The following is a 24,165-nucleotide window of genomic DNA, read 5'->3' on the forward strand; positions in this document are numbered from 1 at the left end:
TCTATTTTTGCTTAAACTTCGATATGAGTTGGTGTGCTGAGATTTTTGATGACACTTGAAATTTGTTCAAGCGTATCGCAGATGATTACTTTCGCGCGATGTTGTGGAGGTAAAAAACCTTCTTCGACAGCATGATCCAGCTGTGCGATCAGCGGATCATAGAAACGATTCACGTTATAAATGATCATAGGTTTTTGATGTTGGTTGAGCTGTCCCCATGTCGCGATTTCAAGAATTTCTTCGAAGGTTCCAAGACCACCTGGCAATGCGATAAATGCATTTGCACGCTCAGCCATAAGCGCTTTACGTTCATGCATGGTTTTTACAATATGCAGTTCAGTGAGTTTACCGTGAGCGATTTCATAATCCAGCATAAATTCAGGAATTACACCAACCACTTCACCGCTATGTTCCAGTACGGTATTGGCGACTTGTCCCATTAAGCCGATACTTGCACCGCCATAAACGATACCAAAACCTTGATTGGCAATGTGTTGAGCGAGTTCGATGGCTTTATCACGATAAATGGGTTTATTGCCTGTACGTGAACCGCAATATAAAGCAATAAGAGGTTGAGTTGTTTTTGGGAGAGTAATCGTTTTATTTTCAGTCATTCTTAATACACTATTCATTTCGTTTATTTTCACCTTATCATTTTCATTGTGCTTGTCTAGGCTAAATCACTTTTATGACAGTTTTATGCACATTTTACATACAATGCCTATTTGTCATTGTGAGAAAGAATTTGCAAAAAACATCCACATAAAATAGATGAATTTCACTGGAATCTTGCCTATACTGAAAATCCTTTTATTAATTCATGTCCCTCTATGAGTAGTGGTTGTTGTTGCTCCGCTTTATTCTTATTTCCTAAAAAAAATGTTTTGGCGACGCCTGCCGATCTTTTAAACTTTCCACTTGATAAAAATATTGCTGATTTAGCCGAGGAGTCACATCAATGATTCTGGAATGGATGTCTGACCCCGCTGCATGGGTAGGTTTAGCAACTTTGGTGGTGCTCGAAATTGTATTGGGTATTGATAACCTTGTTTTTATTGCAATTTTAGCTGAAAAGCTGCCACCTGAACAACGTAATACTGCGCGTCGCGTTGGTTTGATTCTCGCTTTATTCATGCGCTTGGGACTACTTGCTGCCATCGCATGGGTGGTGACACTTACTGAACCATTGTTCCATATTTTTGATCATGCTTTTTCTGGTCGTGACTTGATCCTATTATTTGGTGGTGTGTTCTTATTATTTAAGGGCACAATGGAGTTACATGAACGAATCGAAGGACACCAAACACTAAAAGAAGAAAACCCCGTACATGCGACGTTCTGGATGGTTATTGTTCAGATTGTAGTTTTGGATGCTGTCTTTTCTTTAGATAGTGTCATTACTGCTGTGGGAATGGTTAAAGATAAAAGTGTAATGATGCTGGCAATGATTATTGCTGTTTGTATTATGCTTTGGGCATCAAAACCGCTGATGGACTTTGTCAATAAGCATCCAACAGTGGTGATTCTGTGTCTTGGCTTCTTAATGATGATTGGTTTCTCATTGGTGGTTGAAGGTTTTGGCTTCCATATTCCTAAAGGTTACTTATACGCAGCGATTGGTTTCTCTGTATTGGTCGAGATGGTTAACCAAACTATGCGCCGTAACCAAGAGAAACTCGTGACGACAACGGACTTGCGTTATCGTACCGCGTCAGCCGTTTTGCGGATGCTCGGTGGTAAAGGCAGTGAAGGGCAGAACAACGAAGCTGAAGATGTTCTGGCAACACAAGCTTATGCCAAAGAAGTTTTTGACGAAGATAATGGCGTTTATCACAGTGTCATGGTGCAAGGTGTTTTAGGTCTATCTGAACGTCCAGTGAAGTCGGTGATGACACCGCGTCCTGAGCTTGAGTGGTTAGATTTAGAGGCTGAACCTGACGAGTTAAAAGCACGTTTAATGGCAATGACCCATTCGCGTTTGATCGTGGCACGCGGTGAGTTAGACAATATTGAAGGTATTGTCCTGACGCATAAAGTACTGAATGAATACATCGAAACAGGCGCAATTGATTTTGCTAAGCATTTACGTGAACCGTTGATTGTTCATGAAAATGCGCAAGTGTTGATGGTGATGGAGCAATTACGTCAAGCACCATTACAAATGGCAATTGTGTTGAATGAATATGGCTCGATTGAAGGGATTGCCACGCCGATTGATGTATTAGAGGCGATTGCAGGTGAATTTCCCGATGAGGATGAACTGGAAGCCGCGGCTGAAAGCCTAGAAGATGGTTCAACCCTATTAGAAGGTTCAACCGATATTCGTCACGTTTCTTTGTTATTGGGCAAAGACTTGGTTGATGAAAGTGAAGAATATTCAACCTTATCAGGTTATATCTTGTTCCATTTAGGTCGTTTACCAGAAAATGGTGAGACGGTTGAAGCGGATGGTTACTTATTTGAAGTGGTGACGATGGATGGGCATAAAATTGAAAAAGTGCGCATCATCGCTAAAGAAAAACCAGAGCGAGATTAAATACAGCCACGCTTTGTCCGCACAGTTTTGCTGTACGTGAAAAAGTAATTCGTAATAGCAATAGCCTTGGATTTTCATAGACGAAACTTAAATAGTTTATGATTGATCCCAAGGCTATTTTTATTTGAGAAAGAACCATGACACTGCTAAAAAATTGTCCATGTGGGCGAGGCTTATATGTTGAATGTTGTCAGCCTTTGCATTTAGAGCAGCAATATGCACAAAATGCAGAGCAGTTAATGCGTTCTCGTTATAGTGCCTTTGCTTTGCAACAAGTGGATTATATTTTGTCGACCACTGCGACTGGGCAGCAGGCTTATTTAGATCGTGCAGCGATTGCAGATTGGAGCAAATCGAATCAATGGCTCAAACTCGAAGTAGTACAACATCAGCCAAAGCTCGATAAAACGCACGCCTTGGTCGAGTTCAAAGCGCATTACTGTGATCAAAATCAAGATGGTAAACAGCAGCATATTCATCATGAAATTTCACATTTTGTTTTGCATCAACAGCGCTGGTATTTTCTTGATCCAACCTTGGATATATCAATCACGATGAAACAGCCTTGTGTTTGTGGTTCGGGGAAAAAATTTAAGCAATGTTGTGCACAATTCATCTAAGTTTGTCTTAAAATAGCGCACACTTTTACGCCTGATTTAGGATGTAGGCAGATGTTACTCACCGTTATTTATATTATTGCCATTACTGCGGAAGCGATGACAGGAGCACTGTCAGCGGGTCGACGTAGTATGGATTGGTTTGGTGTGGTACTGATTGCCTGCGTGACGGCTCTAGGTGGTGGCTCAGTCCGAGATGTGTTGTTGGGGCACTATCCGTTGACATGGGTGAAGCATCCTGAGTATTTGGTACTTACTTGTGCGGCTGCATTTGTAACGATCATTATTGCTAAATGGATGCGTCATTTACGTAATATCTTCCTCGTACTGGATGCTCTCGGTTTAATTGGCTTTACCATCATTGGTTGCCAGATTGCCTTATCGATGGGGCATGGTTTTGTGGTATCTGCGGTGGCAGGCGTATTAACAGGGGTGTCGGGTGGTATTCTGCGTGATATCTTGTGTAATGATGTACCGTTGGTGTTCCGCCGTGAACTTTATGCGAGTATTTCTTTCGTAGCGGTCATTTGCTATTGGGTATGTTTAGAGCTTGGCCTGCCACATGATTTGACTGTAATTTTCACTTTAGTTTTTGGTTTTACTTTACGTTTAATCGCAATTTATTTTGGTTTGGAAATGCCGAAATTTATTTATCAAGAAGATGATGCCGAGTCCGCATCTTCGACAGATGAGCATTGATTGATTTGCTGTATATACGATGCTTTGAGATAAATTAAAATGAATGATATCGAATTTGATAAGAAAGATTTTTATAAAAGTAACAAGCTTTTTCTTATCTTGGTGATTGTATATTTGCTGGCTCAGTACGAGTTTCAGTTAGATGTTTTAAACATTCTGCATGATCTCCTTTTATTTGGAGTGACTGTTGGATTGTTCAAATTGCTAAGAAATACTCAACAAGATCAACAGAATTATCTTATTCCGAATATTATGTTTATTTGTCTCATAATTTTTCAGATTGTATTTAAGAAATAACCTCTCTTGTATGACATCATTTGACGTTTAAACAACAACAAGGGCTTGTCACAACGCTTTCATCCACATAGCATACAAAACATTGACGATAATAAATGATTTTGGATGACTCGCTGAAATGACCAGCCTTGCACATCATGCAACCGAAAACCGTTCCGTAGCTGAATTCACAGAACAAGCTTATTTGAACTATGCCATGTACGTGATTATGGATCGTGCATTGCCGCATATCAGTGATGGTTTAAAACCTGTACAGCGTCGTATTGTTTATGCGATGAGCGAGCTAGGCTTAAAATCGACAGGTAAGCCCAAAAAATCTGCACGTACCGTCGGTGATGTACTGGGTAAATATCATCCGCATGGTGATTCAGCCTGTTATGAAGCCATGGTGTTGATGGCACAACCATTTAGTTATCGTTATCCATTGGTTGAAGGTCAGGGCAACTGGGGTTCGCCTGATGATCCAAAATCATTTGCAGCAATGCGTTATACCGAAGCCAAACTTTCTGCTTATAGTGAATTATTGCTGAGTGAACTCGGGCAAGGTACAAGTGAGTGGCAAGATAACTTTGATGGTTCGATGAAAGAACCGATTACTTTGCCTGCTCGTATTCCAAATATTTTGTTGAATGGGACCACAGGTATTGCTGTCGGGATGGCAACTGATATTCCACCGCATAATCTACGTGAAGTGGTGAAAGGTACGATTGCGTTGATTCGTAATCCAGAAACGACTGATGAAAAGTTAGCAGAATATATTCCTGCTCCAGATTTACCAACGAAAGCTGAAATTATTACCCCACCTGATGAATTATTAAAAATTCAAACCACAGGTCGTGGTAGTTACCGTATGCGTGCGGTATACGCTGTTGATAAAAATGAAATAGTCATTACTGAACTGCCGTATCAAGTTTCAGGTTCTAAAGTGATTACCCAAATCGCAGACCAGATGATTGCCAAGAAATTGCCGCTGGTGAGTGATGTACGTGATGAATCTGATCATAAGAATCCAACCCGTTTGGTGATCGTACTACGTTCTAATCGTGTCGATGCAGAAACAGTGATGAGTCATTTATTTGCAACGACAGATTTAGAGTCGAGCTATCGCGTCAATCTAAACATGATTGGTGCTGATGGGCGTCCGCAAGTTAAATCGATTCGTCGTATTTTGTTGGAATGGATTGAGATTCGTAAGCAAACGGTGACGCGTCGTTTGCAATACCATTTAAATAAAATCGAAAAACGCTTACATATCTTGGCAGGTCTTTTAATTGCTTACCTCGATATTGATACTGTGATTCGAATTATTCGTGAAGAAGATCAACCGAAACCAGTATTGATGCAGCATTTTGGCATTGACGATATTCAAGCCGAAGCGATTTTAGAACTCAAACTTCGTCATTTGGCGAAACTTGAAGAGATGGAAATTCGCCGTGAGCAGGAAGAGTTAGAAGCTAAAGCGGCCATTATTCGTGAGCAATTGGCAAATCCAGAATCATTAAAAAATCTGATCATCAATGAATTAAAAGAAGATGCGAAGAAATTTGGTGATGATCGTCGTTCTCCAATTGTTGCGCGTGCAGAGGCGGTACAAATTAAAGAGCAAGATTTATTGCCAGCAGAAACGGTCACAGTTGTCCTCTCAGAGGCAGGTTGGGTACGTGCTGCGAAAGGTGGTGAAGTCGATGCAGCGAATTTAAATTATCGTGCAGGTGACCAATATCTCAGTCATGCAGTGGGTAAAACCAACCAGCGAGTCTACTTCTTAGATGAGACGGGGCGTAGTTATGCGTTACCAATCAGCAGCTTGCCTTCTGCTCGAGGACTTGGTGAACCGCTTAGTTCTAAATTAGCGCCAGCCAGTGGTGTGTCATTTATCCAAGTGTTAACAGGTGATAACAGCCATGACATTCTTGCAGCGAGCACCAAAGGTTATGGTTTTAAAACGCAAATTGCACAGCTTGATACTAATGCAAAAGCGGGTAAGGCTTTCTTAACAGTAACGGACAAAGCAACAGCTTTACCATTGTTGCCAATTCATCAAGCAACGCATGTTGCAATCCTGAGTTCATCAGGTCGTTTGCTTATTGTTGATTTAGCAGAGTTACCTGTACTGAATAAGGGTAAAGGTAATAAGTTGATACAACTTGATGAAAAAGAGCAAATTTTATCCATGACAACCCTGAATTTAGATGAAATAATCCAAGTCGCTGCAGGACAACAGCATCTAAAACTGAAAGGGGATGATCTCCAAAAATATATAGGAAAAAGAGCAACAAAGGGGCAACTTTTACCACGGGGATATCAAAAAGCAAATAGACTCTTCATTCAGAGATAAGGCTAGTATTCTGTGTCACAAATACGTTATATATGAAATGTATTCATATTGTTTGAATAGATTGACAGGGCAATGCAAAAAGTTAAAAAAAATGTTTTGTCATGGAAAGTAACGTTGTTACATTTTTAAGGATTACCACTCGGAGATAATGGCATTATGGAAAAGATTTGGTTTGCTGAATACCAAAAGACAGGAATTCCAGAAACAGTTGCGCTGCCTGCTGAAAACACCTCACTTGTTGATATTTTTGAACGCAATTTCCAAAAATTTGGTTCACGTGATGCCTTTATCTTCATGGATAAAGTTTTAACGTACAATGAATTAGAAGTCGCTAGCCGTAAATTCGCGACATATTTACAAAGCCTTGGCTTGGCAAAAGGAACACGTGTTGCGGTGATGATGCCGAACGTATTCCAGTATCCTGTGGTTGCTCTTGGTGTATTCCGTGCTGGTTTAGTACTTGTCAATGTAAACCCACTTTATACAGCGCGTGAGCTTGAACATCAGTTAAATGACTCTGGTGCTGAAGCATTAGTGATCATTGAAAACTTTGCTAGCGTTTACCAAAGCATTATTGGTAAAACACCTGTGAAGCATGTTGTGGTTGCTTCTGTTGGTGATATGCTTGGTACACTGAAAGGAACAATTGTAAACTTCGTTTTACGCAAAGTACGCAAACAAATCCCTGCTTGGAATATTCCAGGTCATGTGAAATTCAACACGGCTTTAAACAAAGCTAACCCTAGCAACTATAAACGCCCAAGCTTGACGTTAAGTGATACGGCTGTATTGCAATATACAGGCGGTACAACAGGTGTTTCTAAAGGTGCTGAGTTAACTCACCGTAACCTTGTATCGAACCTATTGCAATGTGATGGTATTTTCTCAAGCAAATTTGGTACAGGCGATGGCGCTAAAGATGATCGTATCGTGTGTGCATTACCGCTCTATCACATCTTTGCATTCATGGTGTGCGCACTTTATGGTATGTACAAGGGCCAAGCAAATATCTTGATTCCTAACCCACGTGATTTACCTGCTGTAGTTGGTGAATTACGTAAATACCAACCATCATTCTTCCCAGCTGTAAACACTTTGTTTAATGCTTTAGTGAACAACGAAGAGTTTAAACAACTTGATCACAGCAAATTGAAGATGGCTATGGGCGGTGGTATGGCTGTGTTGCCATCAACTGCTGAAGCATGGAAAAAAGTTACAGGCACAATCATTATCGAAGGTTATGGTTTATCTGAAACTTCGCCAGTTGCGACTGCGAACCCACCTGCAACAACTGAATTCAGTGGCACGATTGGTATTCCATTGCCATTAACTGAAGTTGTATTGCTTGATGATGATGGTAATGAGGTGGCACAAGGTGAACAAGGTGAGATTTCAATCCGTGGTCCTCAAGTCATGAAAGGCTATTGGAACCGTCCTGATGAAACTGAAAAGGTAATGACCAAAGATGGTTTCTTCCGTACAGGTGACGTCGGTGTTATGGATACGCGTGGTTACTTCAAGATTGTAGATCGTAAGAAAGACATGATCTTAGTTTCTGGCTTCAACGTTTATCCAAGTGAAATTGAAGAAGTTATCGCGAAACATCCAAAAGTATTGGAAGTTGCTGCGATTGGCGTGCCAGATGAAAAATCAGGTGAAGTACCTAAATTATTCATCGTGAAGAAAGATCCATCTTTAACGACTGAAGAAATTCTTGCTTATGCGAAACAAAACTTAACAGGCTATAAATGCCCACGTTATGTTGAATTTATGGAAGAATTGCCAAAATCGAATGTTGGTAAAATCTTACGTAAAGACTTACGTAAACCAGCTTAACTTCCCGTTAACGTAGGGAAGCTGAAAAAACGCCGCAATTGCGGCGTTTTTTTTATTTGATTTTTATTTTGGGTTATTCGATTTCATAAGCCATCGGTCAATATAAGGACGACCAATCCCTACAATGCCGACAAAAACCAGCATAGTGGCCAATTGAAAGCGTAATCGAGTTGGATCAATGCCATTAAAACTAAAATAATTATCTACAACAGCATAGATGGCAATCACAGTTAACCAATGCCAAAGCGTCAAACGATAAATGCCAACTGCATAGAAAGCGATGGTGAGGATCACAAAAGTGCCGAGTGTCGATTGCCAATTCAGATTTGCACAAATCACACTCAGCAGAAAGGCGACAATAGGCAAAACGACTTTGAGTACACGATCAACCAAAAGCTGATGTTGGCGTTGTTGTGCAAGCACATCAAACATTTCTTTATGATCTTGCTGTTGCATAGAATGACCTTAAAACAGTATGAAAAGACACAACTTTTGCACAAACTTGCTGTGTAAAAGAAACGCTTGTTGAACAAGCGCAAATGAAAGTTCAATAAATTGTAAGTTATGATAGCATGATCAGAAGAACTTCAAATGATGGATGTCAGCATGCAAGGTATTAGCGGCATTATTTTGATTATTATCGTCGCATGTTTGTTGCCGTATGTTTTTACCTTGATTGCAAAATCAAAAGGTGGTTTCCAAGCGCAAGACAATCAAAATCCTCGAGATTTTTTGGCCAAAACGACAGGTTTAGCGGCAAGAGCGAATGCTGTACAGCAAAATAGCTTTGAAAGCTTACCGCTATTTATTGCTGCAATTTTAATGGCAGAATATATGGTCATACCAGAGTGGTTCATTCTGACTCTAGGTTGGGCATATATCGTATTTCGAGTGATCTACGGGATTTGTTATTTAGCAAATCTAGCGACTTTGCGTTCCATTATTTGGTTTTTTTCGCTGCTTTGTCCAATTTTCCTATTTGTGATTACCATCAAAATGATATGAGACATGCTAGGGATAAAAAACGCTAGCTCTCAGTTTATCTAGCATCATTTTTATTGTATTCACGTTATAATCTGTCCGATTTACATCTGACTTCACAATATATACGAGTGTTGATATGAGTTATAGCAATATTCCTGCGGGTAAAGACGCACCAAACGACATCTATGTCATCATTGAAATCCCTGCAAACGCAGCGCCGATTAAATACGAAATCGACAAAGATTCAGATGCATTATTTGTAGACCGTTTCATGGGTACAGCAATGTTCTACCCAGCAAACTATGGTTATGTACCAAATACATTGTCTGAAGATGGTGACCCATTAGACGTGCTTGTTGTAACTCCACATCCTGTTGCTGCTGGCTCTGTAATCCGTTGCCGCCCAGTGGGTAAATTAAAAATGGAAGATGATGGTGGTATCGATGCGAAATTAATCGCTGTTCCACACGAAAAATTATCTCCACTTTACAAAGATGTTCAAGAATATACTGATCTTCCACAATTATTGATCAGCCAAGTTGAACATTTCTTTGCTCATTACAAAGACTTAGAACCTGGTAAGTGGGTAAAAATCAGTGGTTGGGAAGGTGCTGATGTTGCTAAAGCAGAAGTACTTAAAGCAATCGAAGCTGCGAAGAAGTAATAAAACTATTTAATGAGGTTTTATAGATTATAAAATCTAATCTGGTCGATAAAAAAACCTCCATTCAATGAATGGAGGTTTTTTTATAACTCGATGAAATCGACTGCGAATTAGAATAATTTCACAGGAATATCGAGCCAGATACGCCATTCATTCGTATCGCCGATGTAACCAGATTGGTATTCATCGCTTGCACGGTAATAAGAGTGACGTAAACGTAAGCTTGCATCTTTAGCAAAACCAGATTGAACTGTGTACTTCACTTGGTTGAAGAATTCACGCTCAGTTGCATTGTCTGCTGTACGTACACGACCAATTACATCGCCACCAGCATTTTTAACTGCTGCGTTTGTGTCGATATCCCAGCCGTAGACAAATGCTGTTGTCCAGCTTAAGCCTGGTACGCCGAAGCTACCAAAATCAAGGCTGTATTGAAGCTGAGCTGATTTTTCATCGTTACCGATAAAGTCAGAAAGGTATGAGTTTGGCATGTAAATCGTTTGGTGACCGTCACCTACGCCTTTACCAAGACCATAGTCGTAACCAGCATTACCACTGTTTTGTTGGTATGCAACCATCACTGTATGTGGGCCAGTATTATATGTTGTAGAGATTGCCCAAATAGAGTTTTGGAATTTATCGTCTACAGAACCGATATACGAATATAAGCTATCATTTGCTTTACGATCCCAATCAGTATGGTAACCACTGAAATCATAAGTTAATGAGCTGTTGTTCGCTAAAGCTTGTTTATAGTTTACGTTTGCGTAATGACGCTCTAAACGATCTTTGATATCAGTACCATAATAAGAGGTATTAATCTGATCATTTACTTTGTATTTCGCACCCCAAACAACAGCGCTATCTAATTCGTTACCGTCAGATTTAATTTGGTCAGAATATTGATTCTTCGTAAATTTACCAGCAGTAAGTTCTAGACCATCGATTTCGCGGCTGTTCACAAGAACACCTTCGAAATATTCAGGAACTAAACGTGCAGTGTTACTTGCAAGTACAGGAAGATCTAAGATCTGAGTACCGTAAGTTGCAGTTGTGTTAGAAACGCGTGCTTTAACAAAACCACCACCACGAGCCCAATGGTCATAAGCTGAACCATCTGGGTGTTTAGGGATCATACCGTTACCAGCATTATTATTTGAGCCTAACTTGAAAGAAGCATCGCCAATAATACCAGCACCAAAGCCGACAAAACCTTGAGTAAAACCTGATTCAAGTTTTACCATCGCCGTCTGAGCATATGAGCTAGTGTCTTCGACACCATTTTTCTTGTCACGACTTAAATAACCAGTACGGAATAAAATATTCCCTTTGGCATCTTCAACAAATCCTTTTGCTTCGCTTTGTTCGCTTGCATATGTTGAGGAGATCAATGCGGCATTAATCAAAACCGCCAATGTAAGTTTTTTTGCCTTTGGCATAGGTAGCCTCATAAATAAAAAAATAAATTTCGATCAAAACCGAAATTTTGACCAATTGTATAAGTTATACATAAAAAAGATAGATTTTTATTAAAAAATTTTAATTATTTTTAAATAAAATACATATATGATTTTATGATTTATTTCTTGTTTAAAAAGCAAGATAATTAAAATTAAGATATTGAATATTATCTATATTTAACATTATGTTGAATGTAATTTATGCTGGTTATTTTTTGATTTATTTCTACAAAAATACGTGATTTGTTCAAGTTTTTCTTCTTTATATTTAAGTATTTATTTTTTCTTTGATTGAAAATTATTCTGCTGATTTGCAAAAAATGACATCCCGATGAATGGCAAATTGTTGAGGATGAAAAACAAACAGTTTGTTCAGTTTTGTTTAAGTTTTTTAAGATGCACTTTTTTTGATCACTTTGGTCTTAATCGCTAGAACAGTTGTATTTTAAATACTCTGAGTGAAGCTAAATTTTTATTTTGCATTGTTTTTGTGCAAAAAATGGTCTGTTTTTTTGTGGTGCGTCGAAATTGATCAAAAATAATCATGATATTGAGTTAAGGGAGCATTAAAAGCGCACTGCTTCTATAAGTTTGGCACTTTTATAGCACAAGACTTAGATTTGATCAGGGTTTTTAAAAGTTGGCACAGCATTTGCTAATTACAAACGTGATGCAATTTAAAACATAAATCAGTCGAATATCCATCATGGGGGAGATCAATATGATGAAATTTGCATGTAAAGCAATCGCGATGAGTATCATTGCTGTAACTTCATCTTTTGCTATGGCTGAAGAAACAACGACATTATCTCAGTACGGACTTAGCTTTTCAGGAAATGCTGCATTAACCACAGATTATCGCTATCGTGGTATGACTCAAACTCAAAGTGATCCAGCCATTCAAGGTGGTTTTGCGTTATCTCATTCTTCTGGTTTATATGCTGGTGTATGGGGTTCAAATGTAAACTTTGGTTCAGCTGACCCGCACTTAGAATTAGATCCATATATTGGTTATACAACTGAATTGCCTTTTGCTGGCAAGCCAACTTTAGATGTTGGTTTATGGTACTACGGCTATCCAAGTGCGTCAGATTTCAACTGGCTTGAGCTATACGCTAAATTAGGTTTCAGTGATGTTATTGCTTCTGGCGATAGCTTATTAGCAAGTGTTAATTATACAAATGATTTCTTTGGTTTGGATGAAGATGCTTGGTATTTAAACGCAACGTATACAGTACCTTTTGCTGACACAGGTTTTGGTGGTGTCGCAAGTATTGGTTATACAACAGCGGATAACTATGACTTCAGTGATAATGGCAGTAAAGATGACAACTACGTTGATTGGAAAGTTGGCATAACTTATAGCTTCAAATCTATTCCTGATTTCTCAGCTGAACTTGCTGCTGTAGGTACAAATATTGATGCTGATATGCAACCTTACAAACGCGGTGTAGAAACGGGTGCAGTATTTACATTAAATAAAACATTCTAATTATTTAGAAAACTGAAAAGCCAGCTGAAATGCTGGCTTTTTTGTGCGGTGCATAATTAAAAAAATATTAGTTTCATTTTCTTTATAACTATCTTGGAATGTCTTGATTGCAGGCGTGAATATTTCATTTTCTGCCTTAATATTTAAGGTCGTGACTTTATGCGCTAAAAAGAGCAGGTTCGCCCTAGTTTGGTTGCATGGATAAAAACCGCATCATGATAAAAGACTGGAGAATAGCTATTTAGTCTCTTTGTTTTATTCAAGCTTCTGTTAAATATAGGATATTATTTATTTTTAATCTTTTTTTAATGTTGGCACAGCAATTGCTAATTACATATTGATGCAATTTTAAACAGAAATCTGTTGAATATCTAAATCTAGGGGGAGATCAATATGATGAAATTTGCAGTCAAAGCAGTGGCTTTAAGTGTTGCAACATTAACATCAACTTTAGCAATGGCTGAAGAGAGTAAGCTACCATTTCCGGGAACAGTTTCTGGAAATATCAGTGTGGTATCGAGCTATAACTTGCGTGGTATTACCAACTCTCCAGAAAATAGCGGTGCAGCTGTACAAGGTGGATTGGATTATAGCCACAAGGGTTTTTATGCAGGTTATTGGTTTTCAACGCTAGATTATTCTTATGCTTGTCTAAATCCTGACTGTAAAGATGTCGATGCGAGAGATTCTTTTGAAAGTGACTTTTATGCTGGTTATAAGGGCAATATCACTGAAGATCTAGGCTATCAAGTGGGTGGGACGATTTATTATTACTATCCAGGATGGGAGTCTACAGGTTACGAAACCATTGTTGGTCTAAGTTATAAAGACTTTGGTGTGACGGCACAAACTTTATTAAACAACGTTACTTTTGGTAATAAAGGAGATACTTATTTCCTCGCGACGTATGCGCCTGCATTGCCTGCTGGTTTTACGGGTAAAGCACAACTGGGTGCCTATTATTATGGCGATGATGATGAGTTTACTGCAAAAACAGAGCATAGTTTTGCTTTCCGTCATGCGACATTAGGTCTATCTCATGCTTTAGGTGATACAGGTGCTAACTGGAGTCTCGATTATATTTTAGGAGGCTATGATCGTTCTGATATCAAACAAAAAAATAAAGTGGTTTTAGGATTAGCTTACGCTTTTTAATAATAACAATAATGAAAAGCGACCAATATGGTCGCTTTTTTTATGCCTGATGACCTCGGTAGGACAATGCTTCTGTTAAATGTGAGCTAGAAATCATTTCACTCTCAGATAAATCAGCAATGGTTCGTGCGACACGTAAAACCCGATGATAAGCACGAGCTGAGAGATTCAGACGTTGTTGAGCCATTGCCATGATTTTTGTTGAGCTGTCATCAAGTAGCGCATATTGCTCTAATAAGTTCGGTGATAACGCTTGATTTAAACACTGCTGTCTTTGCAGTTGTTGTTGATAGGCTTTAATCACACGTTGTCGTACTGTTTCAGAGTTTTCAGTTACTGCTCGATCTTGTAATTCAGTGGCTTGCAAAGGTGGAACATCAATATGTAAATCAATTCGATCCAGCAAAGGGCCAGAAATCCGATTTTGATAACGCTGAATACTTTCTGGTGAGCATTGACAGCGACTATCTTGGTTGAATGCGTAACCACAAGGGCAAGGGTTCATTGCAGCAATGAACTGGAAATTTGCAGGAAAAGTCATTTGTCTTGCTGCGCGTGAAATCACAATTTCTTTGGACTCTAAAGGCTGACGCAGCACTTCCAGCACTTTTCGATCAAACTCAGGTAACTCATCTAGAAATAAGACACCTAAATGTGCAAGGGTAATTTCACCCGGTTTTGGCTGTGAACCGCCACCCACCAATGCGATGGCTGATGCTGTGTGGTGCGGGGCGCGAAATGGACGTTGTCCAAAGGTATGCTGGGCATTTGCAACCGAATAGATACTTGCGACTTCTAAATTTTCATGTGCAGCTAAGGGTGGCAAAATTGAGGGTAATCTTGATGCGAGTAAGGTTTTCCCTGTGCCTGGAGGCCCTTTAAATAATAGTGAATGTCCTCCCGCAGCCGCAATTTCTAGCGCTCGACGAGGACGCAATTGTCCTTTTACATCGGCAAGATCAAGTTGATAGCCAGCAGAAGTGATTTCTGTTCTTTGTGGTGCGGCTTCTATCTTGGAATTGCCCAAAAAATGTGCACAAACATCTTGCAGATGTTGTGCAGCATAAACCTCAAAGTTTGGTAACTGATTGGCTTCTTCTACATTTGATATTGGTAGTAATAGGCGATGTTGAGCTTGTTGGCATGCCATGGCAATCGTTAAAGTACCTGACACTGGTCTTAAGTGCCCATCTAGTGCAAGTTCACCAATAAACTCAAATCCTTCAGTGCAGTTTTCAGGTAGTTGACCTGAGGCAACGAGGATGCCAAGTGCGATAGGTAAATCGAGTCGAGAGCCATCTTTGGGTAAGTCTGCGGGTGCTAAATTGATTGTTAAGCGCTTGGTTGGAAACTGAAAACCACTATTGATGGTTGCTGAACGGACTCGATCTTTACTTTCTCTGACTGCTGCTTCTGGAAGTCCGACAATTGTTAAAGATGGGAGTCCTGAACTGATATGAACTTCAACCTCGATTTGAGGAGCATTCAGCCCCAATAATCCCCGCGTATAGATTTTTGCAAAAGACATTTTATTATTGTTCCATCATGGTGCTTTATTTTTAGTCACTTTAGGGTTTAATTTGCACTGTGTTGGTGCTTATTTTTTGTTCTGCACCATTTCTTCAAGTGACTTCATTTGTTGTTGTAATTCATTTAAGCGTTGATTGGCTGAATTAAGGGCAGTTCTTTGACGTTCTAGCTCTTGCTTTGATACGAGATCTAATTTTTCGATGCTTTCATTTAAAAGGGCACGTAGGTTTTTTTCTAAATCTTTTTTTGGTTGATCAACTTGCTGCAAAATTGCTTGTAAAAGAGTTTCAATCATAAAGAGCTCAATAGGTTATGTATATTTGCTGCTCAGTGTATCACTGCTTGTATTAATCCTCTAGCGCTGTTGAATCAAGCGCGATAGATAACTTAGAAATATCGCTAAACTTTGGCAAATGAAACTTATTTTCGATTGTATGTCTACATCTTGAAGCCTAAATAGGTTATAAAGAAAGCTTGTGCTAAGTATTTAAAAATCCCCAACCTTTAAATATTGGCATGAAAATTGAACATAAAACCTTACTGGTGAAAATAAGCCGAAGGAAAACAAACATGAAGCTTGTAACTGCAATTGTAAAACCATTCAAATTAGATGATGTGCGTGAAGCACTCTCTGATATTGGTGTTCAAGGGATTACCGTAACTGAAGTCAAAGGTTTCGGACGTCAAAAAGGTCATACTGAACTGTATCGTGGTGCAGAGTATGTTGTTGATTTCTTACCGAAAGTAAAAATTGAAATTGCAATTAGCGATGAAATGGTTGATGCAGTCATTGAATCGATTACTCGTGTCGCAAGCACAGGCAAAATTGGTGATGGGAAAATCTTTATCACGAATTTAGAGCAGGTTATCCGTATTCGTACTGGTGAAACTGGGCCAGATGCTGTCTAAATTGGCATAAAGTTTGCTGAGTTAGAAATTAAGAGAAATAGCTCACAAAATAAGGTTGGGGGACACGAATGAAAAAAATGCTTATGGCGCTCAGTCTATCTGGCGCACTCTTAGGTGGTTCAGCTGTTGTTTGGGCAGAAGATGCTGCATCAACTCCAGTGACTGAACAAACTGTAGCAGTTGCTGATACTGGCGCTGCAACTACAGAAGTCGTTGCAGTAGAAGCACCAGCTCCTGAAGAAGCTGCTCCAGCGGCTGAGGCGACAGTAGACACAGGCGATACAGCTTGGATTCTCGTTTCAACAGCACTCGTTCTGTTGATGACTATTCCTGGTTTGGCTCTCTTCTACGGTGGTATGGTTCGTAAGAAAAACGTTCTAAGTACTATGATGTTCAGCCTTTCTGCGGCAATTTTAGTTAGTTTAATTTGGGTAATCGTAGGTTATTCACTCGCATTCTCTGGTTCAGGCGCATATGTTGGCGACCTTGCCAAGGCAATGTTGAATGGGGTCGCATTTGATGCCTTGAGTGGAACGATTCCTGAAAGCTTATTTGTTATTTTCCAAATGACATTTGCGATCATCACTGTAGCGATTATCAGTGGTTCGATTGCAGATCGTATGAAGTATTCAGCGTTCATGGTTTTCATCGCAGTATGGGTGATATTGGTATACGCACCAATTACTCACTGGGTATGGGCAGCTGATGGTTGGTTATTCCAAGCAGGTGCATTAGATTTCGCTGGTGGTACAGTTGTACATATCAACGCGGGTGTTGCTGGTTTAGTTGCAGCATACATGTTGGGTAAACGTACTGGTTTAGGCCGTGAATCAATGGCGCCACACAATCTTACTCTTACTGTTATCGGTGCAAGCTTGATCTGGGTAGGTTGGTTCGGCTTTAACGGTGGCAGTGCGTTAGGTGCTGGTGCTCGTGCAAGTATGGCGATTTTAGTAACACAAGTTGCTGCTGCCGCTGCTGCATTCTCTTGGTTAATCGTAGAACGTGTAATTCGTGGTAAAGCATCTGTTTTAGGTGGTGCTTCTGGTGCGGTTGCTGGTTTGGTTGTGATTACACCTGCTGCTGGTTTTGTCGGTGTAGGCGGTGCTTTAATCATGGGCTTAATCGGTGGTGTAGTTTGCTTCTGGGGTATTACAGCATTGAAACGCTTCCTTAAAGCAGATGACGCTTTGGATGCATTCGGTTTACATGCTGTCGGTGGTATCGTTGGTGCGGTTCTTACAGGTGTGTTCTACAGCGATGAAATCATCAAAGCTGCTGAAGTTGCACTTGCTCCAACATTTGCTGGTCAATTATGGGTTCAAGTTGAAGGTGTATTGGCGACAATCGTATATAGCGGTGTTGTAACCTTCATTATCCTTAAAGTGATTGATTTAGTGATGGGTATCCGTGTAAGCGCTGATGATGAACGTATGGGTCTTGACCTTAGCCAACATGGCGAACGTATCGAATAATCGATTATAGAGCATCTAAAAAAACAGCCCTCATGGGCTGTTTTTTTATGCATGGGGTGAGCTAGTTCAGCATTTGCATAAACTTTGCTACACTTAAGCAAAGTGAGTAAATAATCGCAAAATTATGCATTGTCCTTTTTGTAACGCTGCTGATAGTAAAGTCATTGACTCTCGTCTGGCTGCCGAAGGGTGCCAGATTCGTCGTCGCCGTGAATGTACAGTTTGTGGTGAACGTTTCACGACCTTTGAAAGTTATGAAATGGTAATGCCTCGTGTGATCAAATCCGATGGTAAAAATGAACCATTTGATGAGGCAAAGCTACGTCGATCATTGATGCACGCATTACAAAAACGCCCAGTTACACAAGAGCAGATTGAAACAGTGCTTAGTGATATCCAGTCACAGATTCGACGTTTGGGTGAGCGAGATGTGAAATCCAGAACGATCGGTGAAATCGTCATGCAAGCTTTATTTGCACTGGATCACGTTGCTTATGTCCGATTTGCTTCTGTCTATCAAGATTTCCAAGATGTCGAAGCATTCCGTCATCAAATTGAACAAATGCAACAACGCGAAAACGAAGCTTAAGTTAGAGAACCCATGTCTGAGTTAAATCAAGATTCCTTGTCTCAAGATCAGTATTGGATGCAACGAGCAATACAACTCGCTCGACTTGGACAATATTCGACAAAACCTAATCCAAATGTTGGCTGTGTCATTGTTAAAGATGGTCAACTGATTGGTGAAGGCTTTCATCCTCAAGCAGGGCAACCACATGCTGAGGTGTTTGCATTACGCCAAGCAGGTGAGAATGCTAAAGATGCGACAGCCTATGTAACGTTAGAACCATGTGCGCATTATGGAAGAACACCGCCATGTGCTGAAGCTTTAGTCAAAGCACAAGTCAAAAAAGTTGTGGTTGCATGTGCTGATCCAAATCCTTTAGTGGCTGGTAAAGGTGTAAAAATCCTACAGGATGCTGGTATAGCGGTTGAAACGGGCATTTGTGAAGACATTGCAAAAACATTGAATTTTGGTTTTTTGAAGGCAATGGCGACAGGTCTGCCTTATGTACGTTTGAAGATTGCTTCAAGTCTCGATGGTAGGACGGCAATGGCGTCCGGTGAATCAAAGTGGATTACGGGGACAACTGCCCGTCAGGATGTTCAGCATTGGCGTGCGATCTCTGGTGCTGTGATTACAGGTATTCAAACGGTTCTCGCTGATGACTGTGAATTGAATGTGCGATCTTTAGAAAATATTGACCTTAAAAGTGTCGTTCAGCCTAAGCGGATTATCTTAGATCGTCAGGGGCAACTACCGCTTTCTGCAAAAATTTTACAGAATCCTGCAACTGTTATGGTGATGACACCATTTCGCCAAGAACTAGATGAATTAGGCGTGATACAATTAACGCCGCAACCTTTAAATCAGTTATTACAAACCTTATCTCAACAATATCAAATTTATGATGTGTTGGTTGAGGCAGGTGCAACATTGTCGACAGCCTTTTTACAGCAAGGTTTAGTTGATGAAATGATAAGTTATGTTGCGCCGACTTTGCTTGGTCAAACAGCTCGCGCCATGTTTAATGCTGAGTTTAGCCAAATGGCTGAGCAGCTTCGCTTTGAGTTAATCGATGTAACCCAACTTGGGCAAGATATTCGCCTAAGATTGCTCCCTATCCAAGAGATGATATGAATCCAGAACCATCGGTTTATCACAAACGTCGTCATGCGGCACGCACGACAGACGAGTATCTTTTTCATCAGTTAGTTCCTTATCTTGGTAATAAGCGTCGTCTGCTACATTTGATTCTTGAAGCACTTGAAATTACTGGAACACTGAATAGTAAGAAAAAGAACCCACCGATTTTTGCGGATTTCTTTGCAGGAAGTGGCGTAGTATCTCGTTTGGCCCGTCAAAATGGTTATCGTGTGATTGCCAATGACTGGGAACCGTATAGTCACGCACTGAACCATGCTATTTTGGCTTCAGTGGATGCGCCAGCGTTTAAAGAATTAGGTGGTTATCAAAAAGCGATTGATTATTTAAATCGGTTGCCTGAAGTTAAAGGCTGGGTTACGCACAACTTATGTCCTCGAAATGACGACGTATATGATCCTGCCCGTGACCGTTTGTTCTTCAAACGTCGTAATGGCATGCGTATTGATGCGATTCGTCAGCAAATCGCAACGTGGCAAGCTCAAGGTGCAATTAACGATGTTGAAATGAGTGCGTTACTAGCACCATTACTTTATTCGGCAAGTTTTGTTAGTAATACCAGTGGCGTATTTAAAAGTTTTCACCAAGGCTGGGGCGGGCGTACACAAACTGCTTTAGAGCGTATCGAGTCTTTATTGTGGTTAACGCCAAGTCGTTTCTGTGAAATGGGCGATACGAAGCGTCCTGCCGCAGAAGTGTGGTGTGTAGATGCACAGCATTTAGCAAATCAAATGAGTAGTTTTGAGGTTGATGTTGCTTATCTTGATCCGCCGTATAATCAACATGCCTATAGTAGTAATTACCATGTATTGAATGCCTTAACGCTATGGGATCAGGTGGATTTACCTCCTCCAGATACCAAAGGCTTTAAGAGTGGTATTGATCGTGCGTGGCGTAAAGAACGTCCAAGCCCATATAATTCATCAAAGCATGCTAAAGATGCTTATGAGAAATTATTAAATACGATTAACGCACGCTATATATTGACCAGTTATTCGACTGATGGAAACATTGAGCCGAAGGATTTGCTGACAGCCAATTTGAAGCGTGGCAAAGTCACGTTATTGACCCAAGATGTCCCTCGTTATCGCGTGAGTAAGCAACGTCAATCTGAGCGTGCACGTGTATTGGAATTTATCGTGATTACGGATACGCATGCGAAGTCAGGCCCACCGTTAAGACAATTACTGGGGCAGCTTTATCACTTTGCCGAATTAGGCGGAGTTGATACTTCTGGTAATAGTACTCAGCTTGCACTTTGGTAGTTTGAAAAACACCACTTCGAGCAATCAAAGTGGTGTTTTTGTATCAACTATTTCTAGCAAATCGGTTAATTAGATTAACTAAATCGGTTTATGAGATAAATATCTGTTTTTATAATAAAAATCTCTCATTTTTCCGCGTAAAATTCGTGTAGAAAATATTTTGGTATTTTCTTTTAACTCTCATTTTATTTTAAGTTTTTAATTTAAAAACAGTAATTTGTGGTGATTTTAATATTTGGTTTAAAGAGAATTACATCTTATTTTTTATAGAGAATAATTTTACTAATCGTTCAAAAAATTACCAAATGATATTGACCATAATAGAGAATAAATATAATTTGCCGTCCTTAATTTAGGGTCTTGCCTATTTGCAGCGATGACCAAGAGAGGTTGTTATGAGTCGCTCGGAACCCACCTTATTGGGGCAATGTGTAGCAGAGTTTTTCGCTACCGCAGTTTTTCTATCATTTGGTATTGGTGTGGTTGCTGCACTTAAACTTGCAGGGGCAAGTTTGGGGTTGTGGGAAATTAGCTTAGTGTGGGGCCTTGCTGTTGCATTGGCTGTCTACCTCTCGGCAGGTATTTCTGGTGCGCATCTGAACCCAGCTGTGACGATTGCATTGGCTTTATTTGCAGGTTTTGATAAACGCAAAGTGCCTTTCTATATCATTTCCCAAGTGGCTGGCGCTGCTTTAGGTGCTCTTCTGGTTTATAGCTTATATAGCAATCTATTTATCGATTATGAGCAAAGTCATAATATGGTTCGTGGTAGTGTTGAAAGTCTAGAGTTGGCAGGAATTTTTTCAACCTATCCTCATCATTTGCTTTCTATTGGGCAAGCGTTCATGGTTGAAATGTTTATTACCATGTTGCTGCTTTGGTTGATTATGGCGATTGGCGATGATGGTAATGGTTTGCCGCGTGGGCCGTTAGCTCCGCTGTTAGTGGGTCTGTTGGTGGCGGTTATTGGTGCATCATTTGGTCCATTGACAGGCTTTGCAATGAATCCTGCGCGTGACTTTGGCCCGAAAATAGTGGCTTATTTTTCAGGATGGGGTCCTATTGCTTTTACGGGTGGGCGGGATATTCCTTATTTTATCGTTCCGATTATTGCTCCGATTGTTGGTGCTTGCTTGGGGGTATTGGGATATAAATTATTTTTTAGTCATTTCTTGGTTAACCATCAAGTCGAAGTTAAATCGAACACTGAAAAGCAAATTTCAGAAATGCAGTCTTGATAAGCGAAGATGAATGAGATGTATAAGGGCGATCAAAGGATTGCCCTTTTTTTGTGGAGGGGGATTTGAGCGAAGGGTGGCTTGTTATCTCTAGTCCTTTGTTTTAAGGTATCTGATTCACGCTGGCACGTACTTGAATAAAGGTAGGTTATAAGTCTCATGTTTACAGGTATTATTGAAAGTTTAGGTAAGGTTGAGAGCCTGCAAAGTGTGGGCGGTGATGTACGCTTGCGTATTCAAACTGATTTAGATATGTCTGATGTGCATTTGGGTGATTCAATTGCAACCAATGGAATCTGTTTAACAGTGATTGAATGGGGCAGTAACTGGTATGCAGCAGATGTTTCTCGTGAAAGTTTGAATCGAACCACTTTAGGTCAATGGAAAGTGGGCCAAGCTGTGAATGTGGAAAAGGCAATGTTGCCAACCACGCGTTTTGGCGGACATATTGTCAGTGGTCATGTTGATGGTTTGGGTGAAATTACTTTGGTTCGTGAAGATGCACGTTCATTATATTTTGAAGTGACGGCACCTGTTGAGTTAGCTAAATATTTAGCAGAAAAAGGCTCAGTGACTGTGGATGGTATTAGCCTGACGATTAATCATTTACGTGGCAATATTTTGAGTTTAAATCTGATTCCACATACAGCAGAACGTACCAATATCGGTACTTGGCAAGTGGGTACGAAAGTGAATTTAGAAGTTGATGTGCTAGCACGTTATATCGAGCGCTTATTGTTAGGTGATAAAGCGGCAGAGCAGAAATCAGAATCCAATATCAGCATGGCTTTCTTAGCTGAAAATGGTTTTTTAAAATAATAGACCTGAATAAAAAGCCCAGTTCAAACTGGGCTTTTTATTACTTTTCATCTGAGAATTCATTGTTCTTTAGAATATATTCGATTTCATCTTGAGCTAGAGCATGCAACTTGGCGCGGAAAACAGTGACGGCCTGTTCAATGAGGCTTTCTGCTTCCAGTTCCAAGCGTACACGTACACTTTCTAACTCAGATAAAATCTGTTGATCGTCAATAACCAAACGTTGCGGTTGCGCAAAGTCGATACTCGGTTGCTCAGGATTTGTTTGATAACGTTCAGTCTGTTGAGCAATTTCTTGATCAATATGATTGCGTAAAGCCACTAAGTTTTCAGTTTGTTGCTCAAATTGCTTTGCTTCATCGGCATGGAGCTGGGCAGCGTACGCTGCTTCAGCGGCACGTTTCTCTTCTAAGGCTTTCTCAAGTGCAAGTTGCTTGCGAATGCGCGCTTGTTCAATTAATTCTGCTTTGAGATCAGCATAGGCTTGTTCAATACGCTGTTGCGAAATTTGTTGAGCCTTTTCCTCATCAAATTTCCACGTTTGAATTGATGTTTGTGGTTGCAGCAGGTCACAGATGCGCGCTAGATCTTCCTGATAGGTTTGACGAACAGCTTCAGGGGTGTTGAGCCAACGTTTCTTAAAGTCCTGACCTACATTTAATGCCACACGATACTCCTCAAATGATCTGATCTCATACAGATTTATAATTTAAATGTCCGAGGCTCAATGCCTAAACGACGATACAATTTAAATTTTTCTCGCCCGATCTGCTTAGCAGTCTCATTATTTTCAATAATCTCGATAATGTGGCGAAAATCTTGAGTTAGTTCAAGTGCATGATTGTTAAAATTAAACACGATCCAATCTTTCGATGGTGGAAGTTCTGCGGAAATACAAACTGCACTGTTTGGCGTATCAATACCATGCGGGATAAAACTAAGTTGGTCGAAAGTCCAAAGTTTCTCCTCGAGTTCAGTTTGTAATTCTGAATCAGTACAATGCCACCAGATTTGAGGATGCTTATTCAGAATTTTGCGACATAGGCGGCAAGCACTTTCGACTTGCCGTTCTGTACTATTTTCAAAGAGATAAAAACTAATCTGCGGGTTCACTAACATCAAACC

Annotated in this window: 23 protein-coding genes; 16 read left to right on the top strand and 7 right to left on the bottom strand. The window is 40.1% G+C overall.

Features of this window, described 5'->3' with window-relative positions; translation table 11 throughout:
• Window positions 1–11: 11 nt before the first annotated feature.
• Window positions 12–632 (bottom strand): LOG family protein, encoded by a 621-nt coding sequence (locus F959_RS00130; RefSeq protein ID WP_004876289.1) that lies wholly within the window; start codon window positions 630–632, stop codon window positions 12–14.
• A gap of 326 nt (window positions 633–958) precedes the next feature.
• On the opposite strand from F959_RS00130, the gene F959_RS00135 reads away from it, so the two are divergent.
• The 5 genes from F959_RS00135 to F959_RS00160 all read left to right on the top strand — a co-directional run bounded on the left by F959_RS00135 (window position 959) and on the right by F959_RS00160 (window position 8,323).
• Window positions 959–2,536 carry a TerC family protein gene (locus tag F959_RS00135; RefSeq protein WP_004876291.1) on the top strand — a complete coding sequence of 526 codons (1,578 nt, stop codon included), beginning with the start codon at window positions 959–961 and terminating at the stop codon, window positions 2,534–2,536.
• A gap of 137 nt (window positions 2,537–2,673) precedes the next feature.
• Complete coding sequence (locus F959_RS00140; protein WP_004876293.1) at window positions 2,674–3,156, top strand: YchJ family protein; 483 nt, start codon at window positions 2,674–2,676, stop codon at window positions 3,154–3,156.
• Between the two features lie 51 nt (window positions 3,157–3,207).
• Window positions 3,208–3,852, top strand: coding sequence for a trimeric intracellular cation channel family protein (locus F959_RS00145; RefSeq protein WP_004876296.1), 645 nt, complete (start codon window positions 3,208–3,210; stop codon window positions 3,850–3,852).
• Between the two features lie 415 nt (window positions 3,853–4,267).
• Window positions 4,268–6,487: a DNA topoisomerase IV subunit A gene (parC, locus tag F959_RS00155; RefSeq protein WP_004876299.1), complete on the top strand. Its 2,220-nt coding sequence runs from the start codon at window positions 4,268–4,270 to the stop codon at window positions 6,485–6,487.
• Between the two features lie 156 nt (window positions 6,488–6,643).
• The gene (locus F959_RS00160; protein ID WP_004876300.1) at window positions 6,644–8,323 is read left to right on the top strand and encodes an AMP-binding protein; all 1,680 of its coding nucleotides are present in this window, start codon (window positions 6,644–6,646) and stop codon (window positions 8,321–8,323) included.
• A gap of 63 nt (window positions 8,324–8,386) precedes the next feature.
• Here the strand turns inward: F959_RS00160 and F959_RS00165 are convergent, their stop codons facing one another.
• Window positions 8,387–8,779 carry a hypothetical protein gene (locus F959_RS00165; RefSeq protein WP_004876302.1) on the bottom strand — a complete coding sequence of 131 codons (393 nt, stop codon included), beginning with the start codon at window positions 8,777–8,779 and terminating at the stop codon, window positions 8,387–8,389.
• A gap of 150 nt (window positions 8,780–8,929) precedes the next feature.
• On the opposite strand from F959_RS00165, the gene F959_RS00170 reads away from it, so the two are divergent.
• Entirely contained in the window at window positions 8,930–9,328 is a 399-nt protein-coding gene (locus F959_RS00170; RefSeq protein ID WP_004876305.1) for an MAPEG family protein, read from the top strand.
• A gap of 115 nt (window positions 9,329–9,443) precedes the next feature.
• Window positions 9,444–9,971: an inorganic diphosphatase gene (gene ppa, locus F959_RS00175; RefSeq protein WP_004876306.1), complete on the top strand. Its 528-nt coding sequence runs from the start codon at window positions 9,444–9,446 to the stop codon at window positions 9,969–9,971.
• Window positions 9,972–10,081: 110 nt separating this feature from the next.
• Here ppa and F959_RS00180 read toward each other — a convergent pair whose 3' ends face one another.
• A complete protein-coding gene (locus tag F959_RS00180) occupies window positions 10,082–11,410 on the bottom strand; it encodes an OprD family outer membrane porin (RefSeq protein WP_004876308.1) in 1,329 nt (442 codons plus the stop codon).
• Between the two features lie 742 nt (window positions 11,411–12,152).
• Between F959_RS00180 and F959_RS00185 the strand changes: the two genes are divergently transcribed.
• Entirely contained in the window at window positions 12,153–12,923 is a 771-nt protein-coding gene (locus F959_RS00185; protein WP_004876310.1) for a TorF family putative porin, read from the top strand.
• Between the two features lie 393 nt (window positions 12,924–13,316).
• Complete coding sequence (locus F959_RS00190) at window positions 13,317–14,078, top strand: TorF family putative porin (RefSeq protein ID WP_004876312.1); 762 nt, start codon at window positions 13,317–13,319, stop codon at window positions 14,076–14,078.
• Window positions 14,079–14,118: 40 nt separating this feature from the next.
• Here F959_RS00190 and F959_RS00195 read toward each other — a convergent pair whose 3' ends face one another.
• Complete coding sequence (locus F959_RS00195) at window positions 14,119–15,606, bottom strand: YifB family Mg chelatase-like AAA ATPase (protein ID WP_004876314.1); 1,488 nt, start codon at window positions 15,604–15,606, stop codon at window positions 14,119–14,121.
• Between the two features lie 69 nt (window positions 15,607–15,675).
• Window positions 15,676–15,903 (bottom strand): accessory factor UbiK family protein, encoded by a 228-nt coding sequence (locus tag F959_RS00200; protein WP_004876316.1) that lies wholly within the window; start codon window positions 15,901–15,903, stop codon window positions 15,676–15,678.
• 275 nt (window positions 15,904–16,178) lie between these two features.
• Between F959_RS00200 and glnK the strand changes: the two genes are divergently transcribed.
• From glnK to F959_RS00235, 7 genes are all read left to right on the top strand, one after another.
• On the top strand, window positions 16,179–16,517 hold the full coding sequence (gene glnK, locus F959_RS00205) for a P-II family nitrogen regulator (RefSeq protein WP_004876318.1): 339 nt from the start codon (window positions 16,179–16,181) through the stop codon (window positions 16,515–16,517).
• 68 nt (window positions 16,518–16,585) lie between these two features.
• Window positions 16,586–17,992 (top strand): ammonium transporter, encoded by a 1,407-nt coding sequence (locus tag F959_RS00210; RefSeq protein ID WP_004876320.1) that lies wholly within the window; start codon window positions 16,586–16,588, stop codon window positions 17,990–17,992.
• A gap of 124 nt (window positions 17,993–18,116) precedes the next feature.
• Entirely contained in the window at window positions 18,117–18,581 is a 465-nt protein-coding gene (gene nrdR / locus F959_RS00215) for a transcriptional regulator NrdR (RefSeq protein WP_004876323.1), read from the top strand.
• A 12-nt stretch (window positions 18,582–18,593) separates the two neighbouring features.
• Complete coding sequence (ribD, locus tag F959_RS00220) at window positions 18,594–19,694, top strand: bifunctional diaminohydroxyphosphoribosylaminopyrimidine deaminase/5-amino-6-(5-phosphoribosylamino)uracil reductase RibD (RefSeq protein ID WP_004876325.1); 1,101 nt, start codon at window positions 18,594–18,596, stop codon at window positions 19,692–19,694.
• Complete coding sequence (locus F959_RS00225) at window positions 19,691–20,983, top strand: DNA adenine methylase (protein ID WP_004876328.1); 1,293 nt, start codon at window positions 19,691–19,693, stop codon at window positions 20,981–20,983. The genes ribD and F959_RS00225 overlap by 4 nt, the downstream gene beginning before the upstream one ends.
• Before the next feature lie 395 nt (window positions 20,984–21,378).
• Window positions 21,379–22,221: an MIP/aquaporin family protein gene (locus F959_RS00230; protein ID WP_004876331.1), complete on the top strand. Its 843-nt coding sequence runs from the start codon at window positions 21,379–21,381 to the stop codon at window positions 22,219–22,221.
• A 159-nt stretch (window positions 22,222–22,380) separates the two neighbouring features.
• Window positions 22,381–23,040 carry a riboflavin synthase gene (locus F959_RS00235; protein WP_004876332.1) on the top strand — a complete coding sequence of 220 codons (660 nt, stop codon included), beginning with the start codon at window positions 22,381–22,383 and terminating at the stop codon, window positions 23,038–23,040.
• A gap of 40 nt (window positions 23,041–23,080) precedes the next feature.
• Here F959_RS00235 and blhA read toward each other — a convergent pair whose 3' ends face one another.
• Window positions 23,081–23,707: a cell division protein BlhA gene (gene blhA / locus F959_RS00240; protein ID WP_004876335.1), complete on the bottom strand. Its 627-nt coding sequence runs from the start codon at window positions 23,705–23,707 to the stop codon at window positions 23,081–23,083.
• A 35-nt stretch (window positions 23,708–23,742) separates the two neighbouring features.
• Entirely contained in the window at window positions 23,743–24,159 is a 417-nt protein-coding gene (locus tag F959_RS00245) for a DNA polymerase III subunit chi (protein WP_017196639.1), read from the bottom strand.
• Between the last annotated feature and the right edge of the window lie 6 nt (window positions 24,160–24,165).

It is taken from the genome of Acinetobacter venetianus RAG-1 = CIP 110063 (assembly GCF_000368585.1).
GTDB lineage: Bacteria > Pseudomonadota > Gammaproteobacteria > Pseudomonadales > Moraxellaceae > Acinetobacter > Acinetobacter venetianus.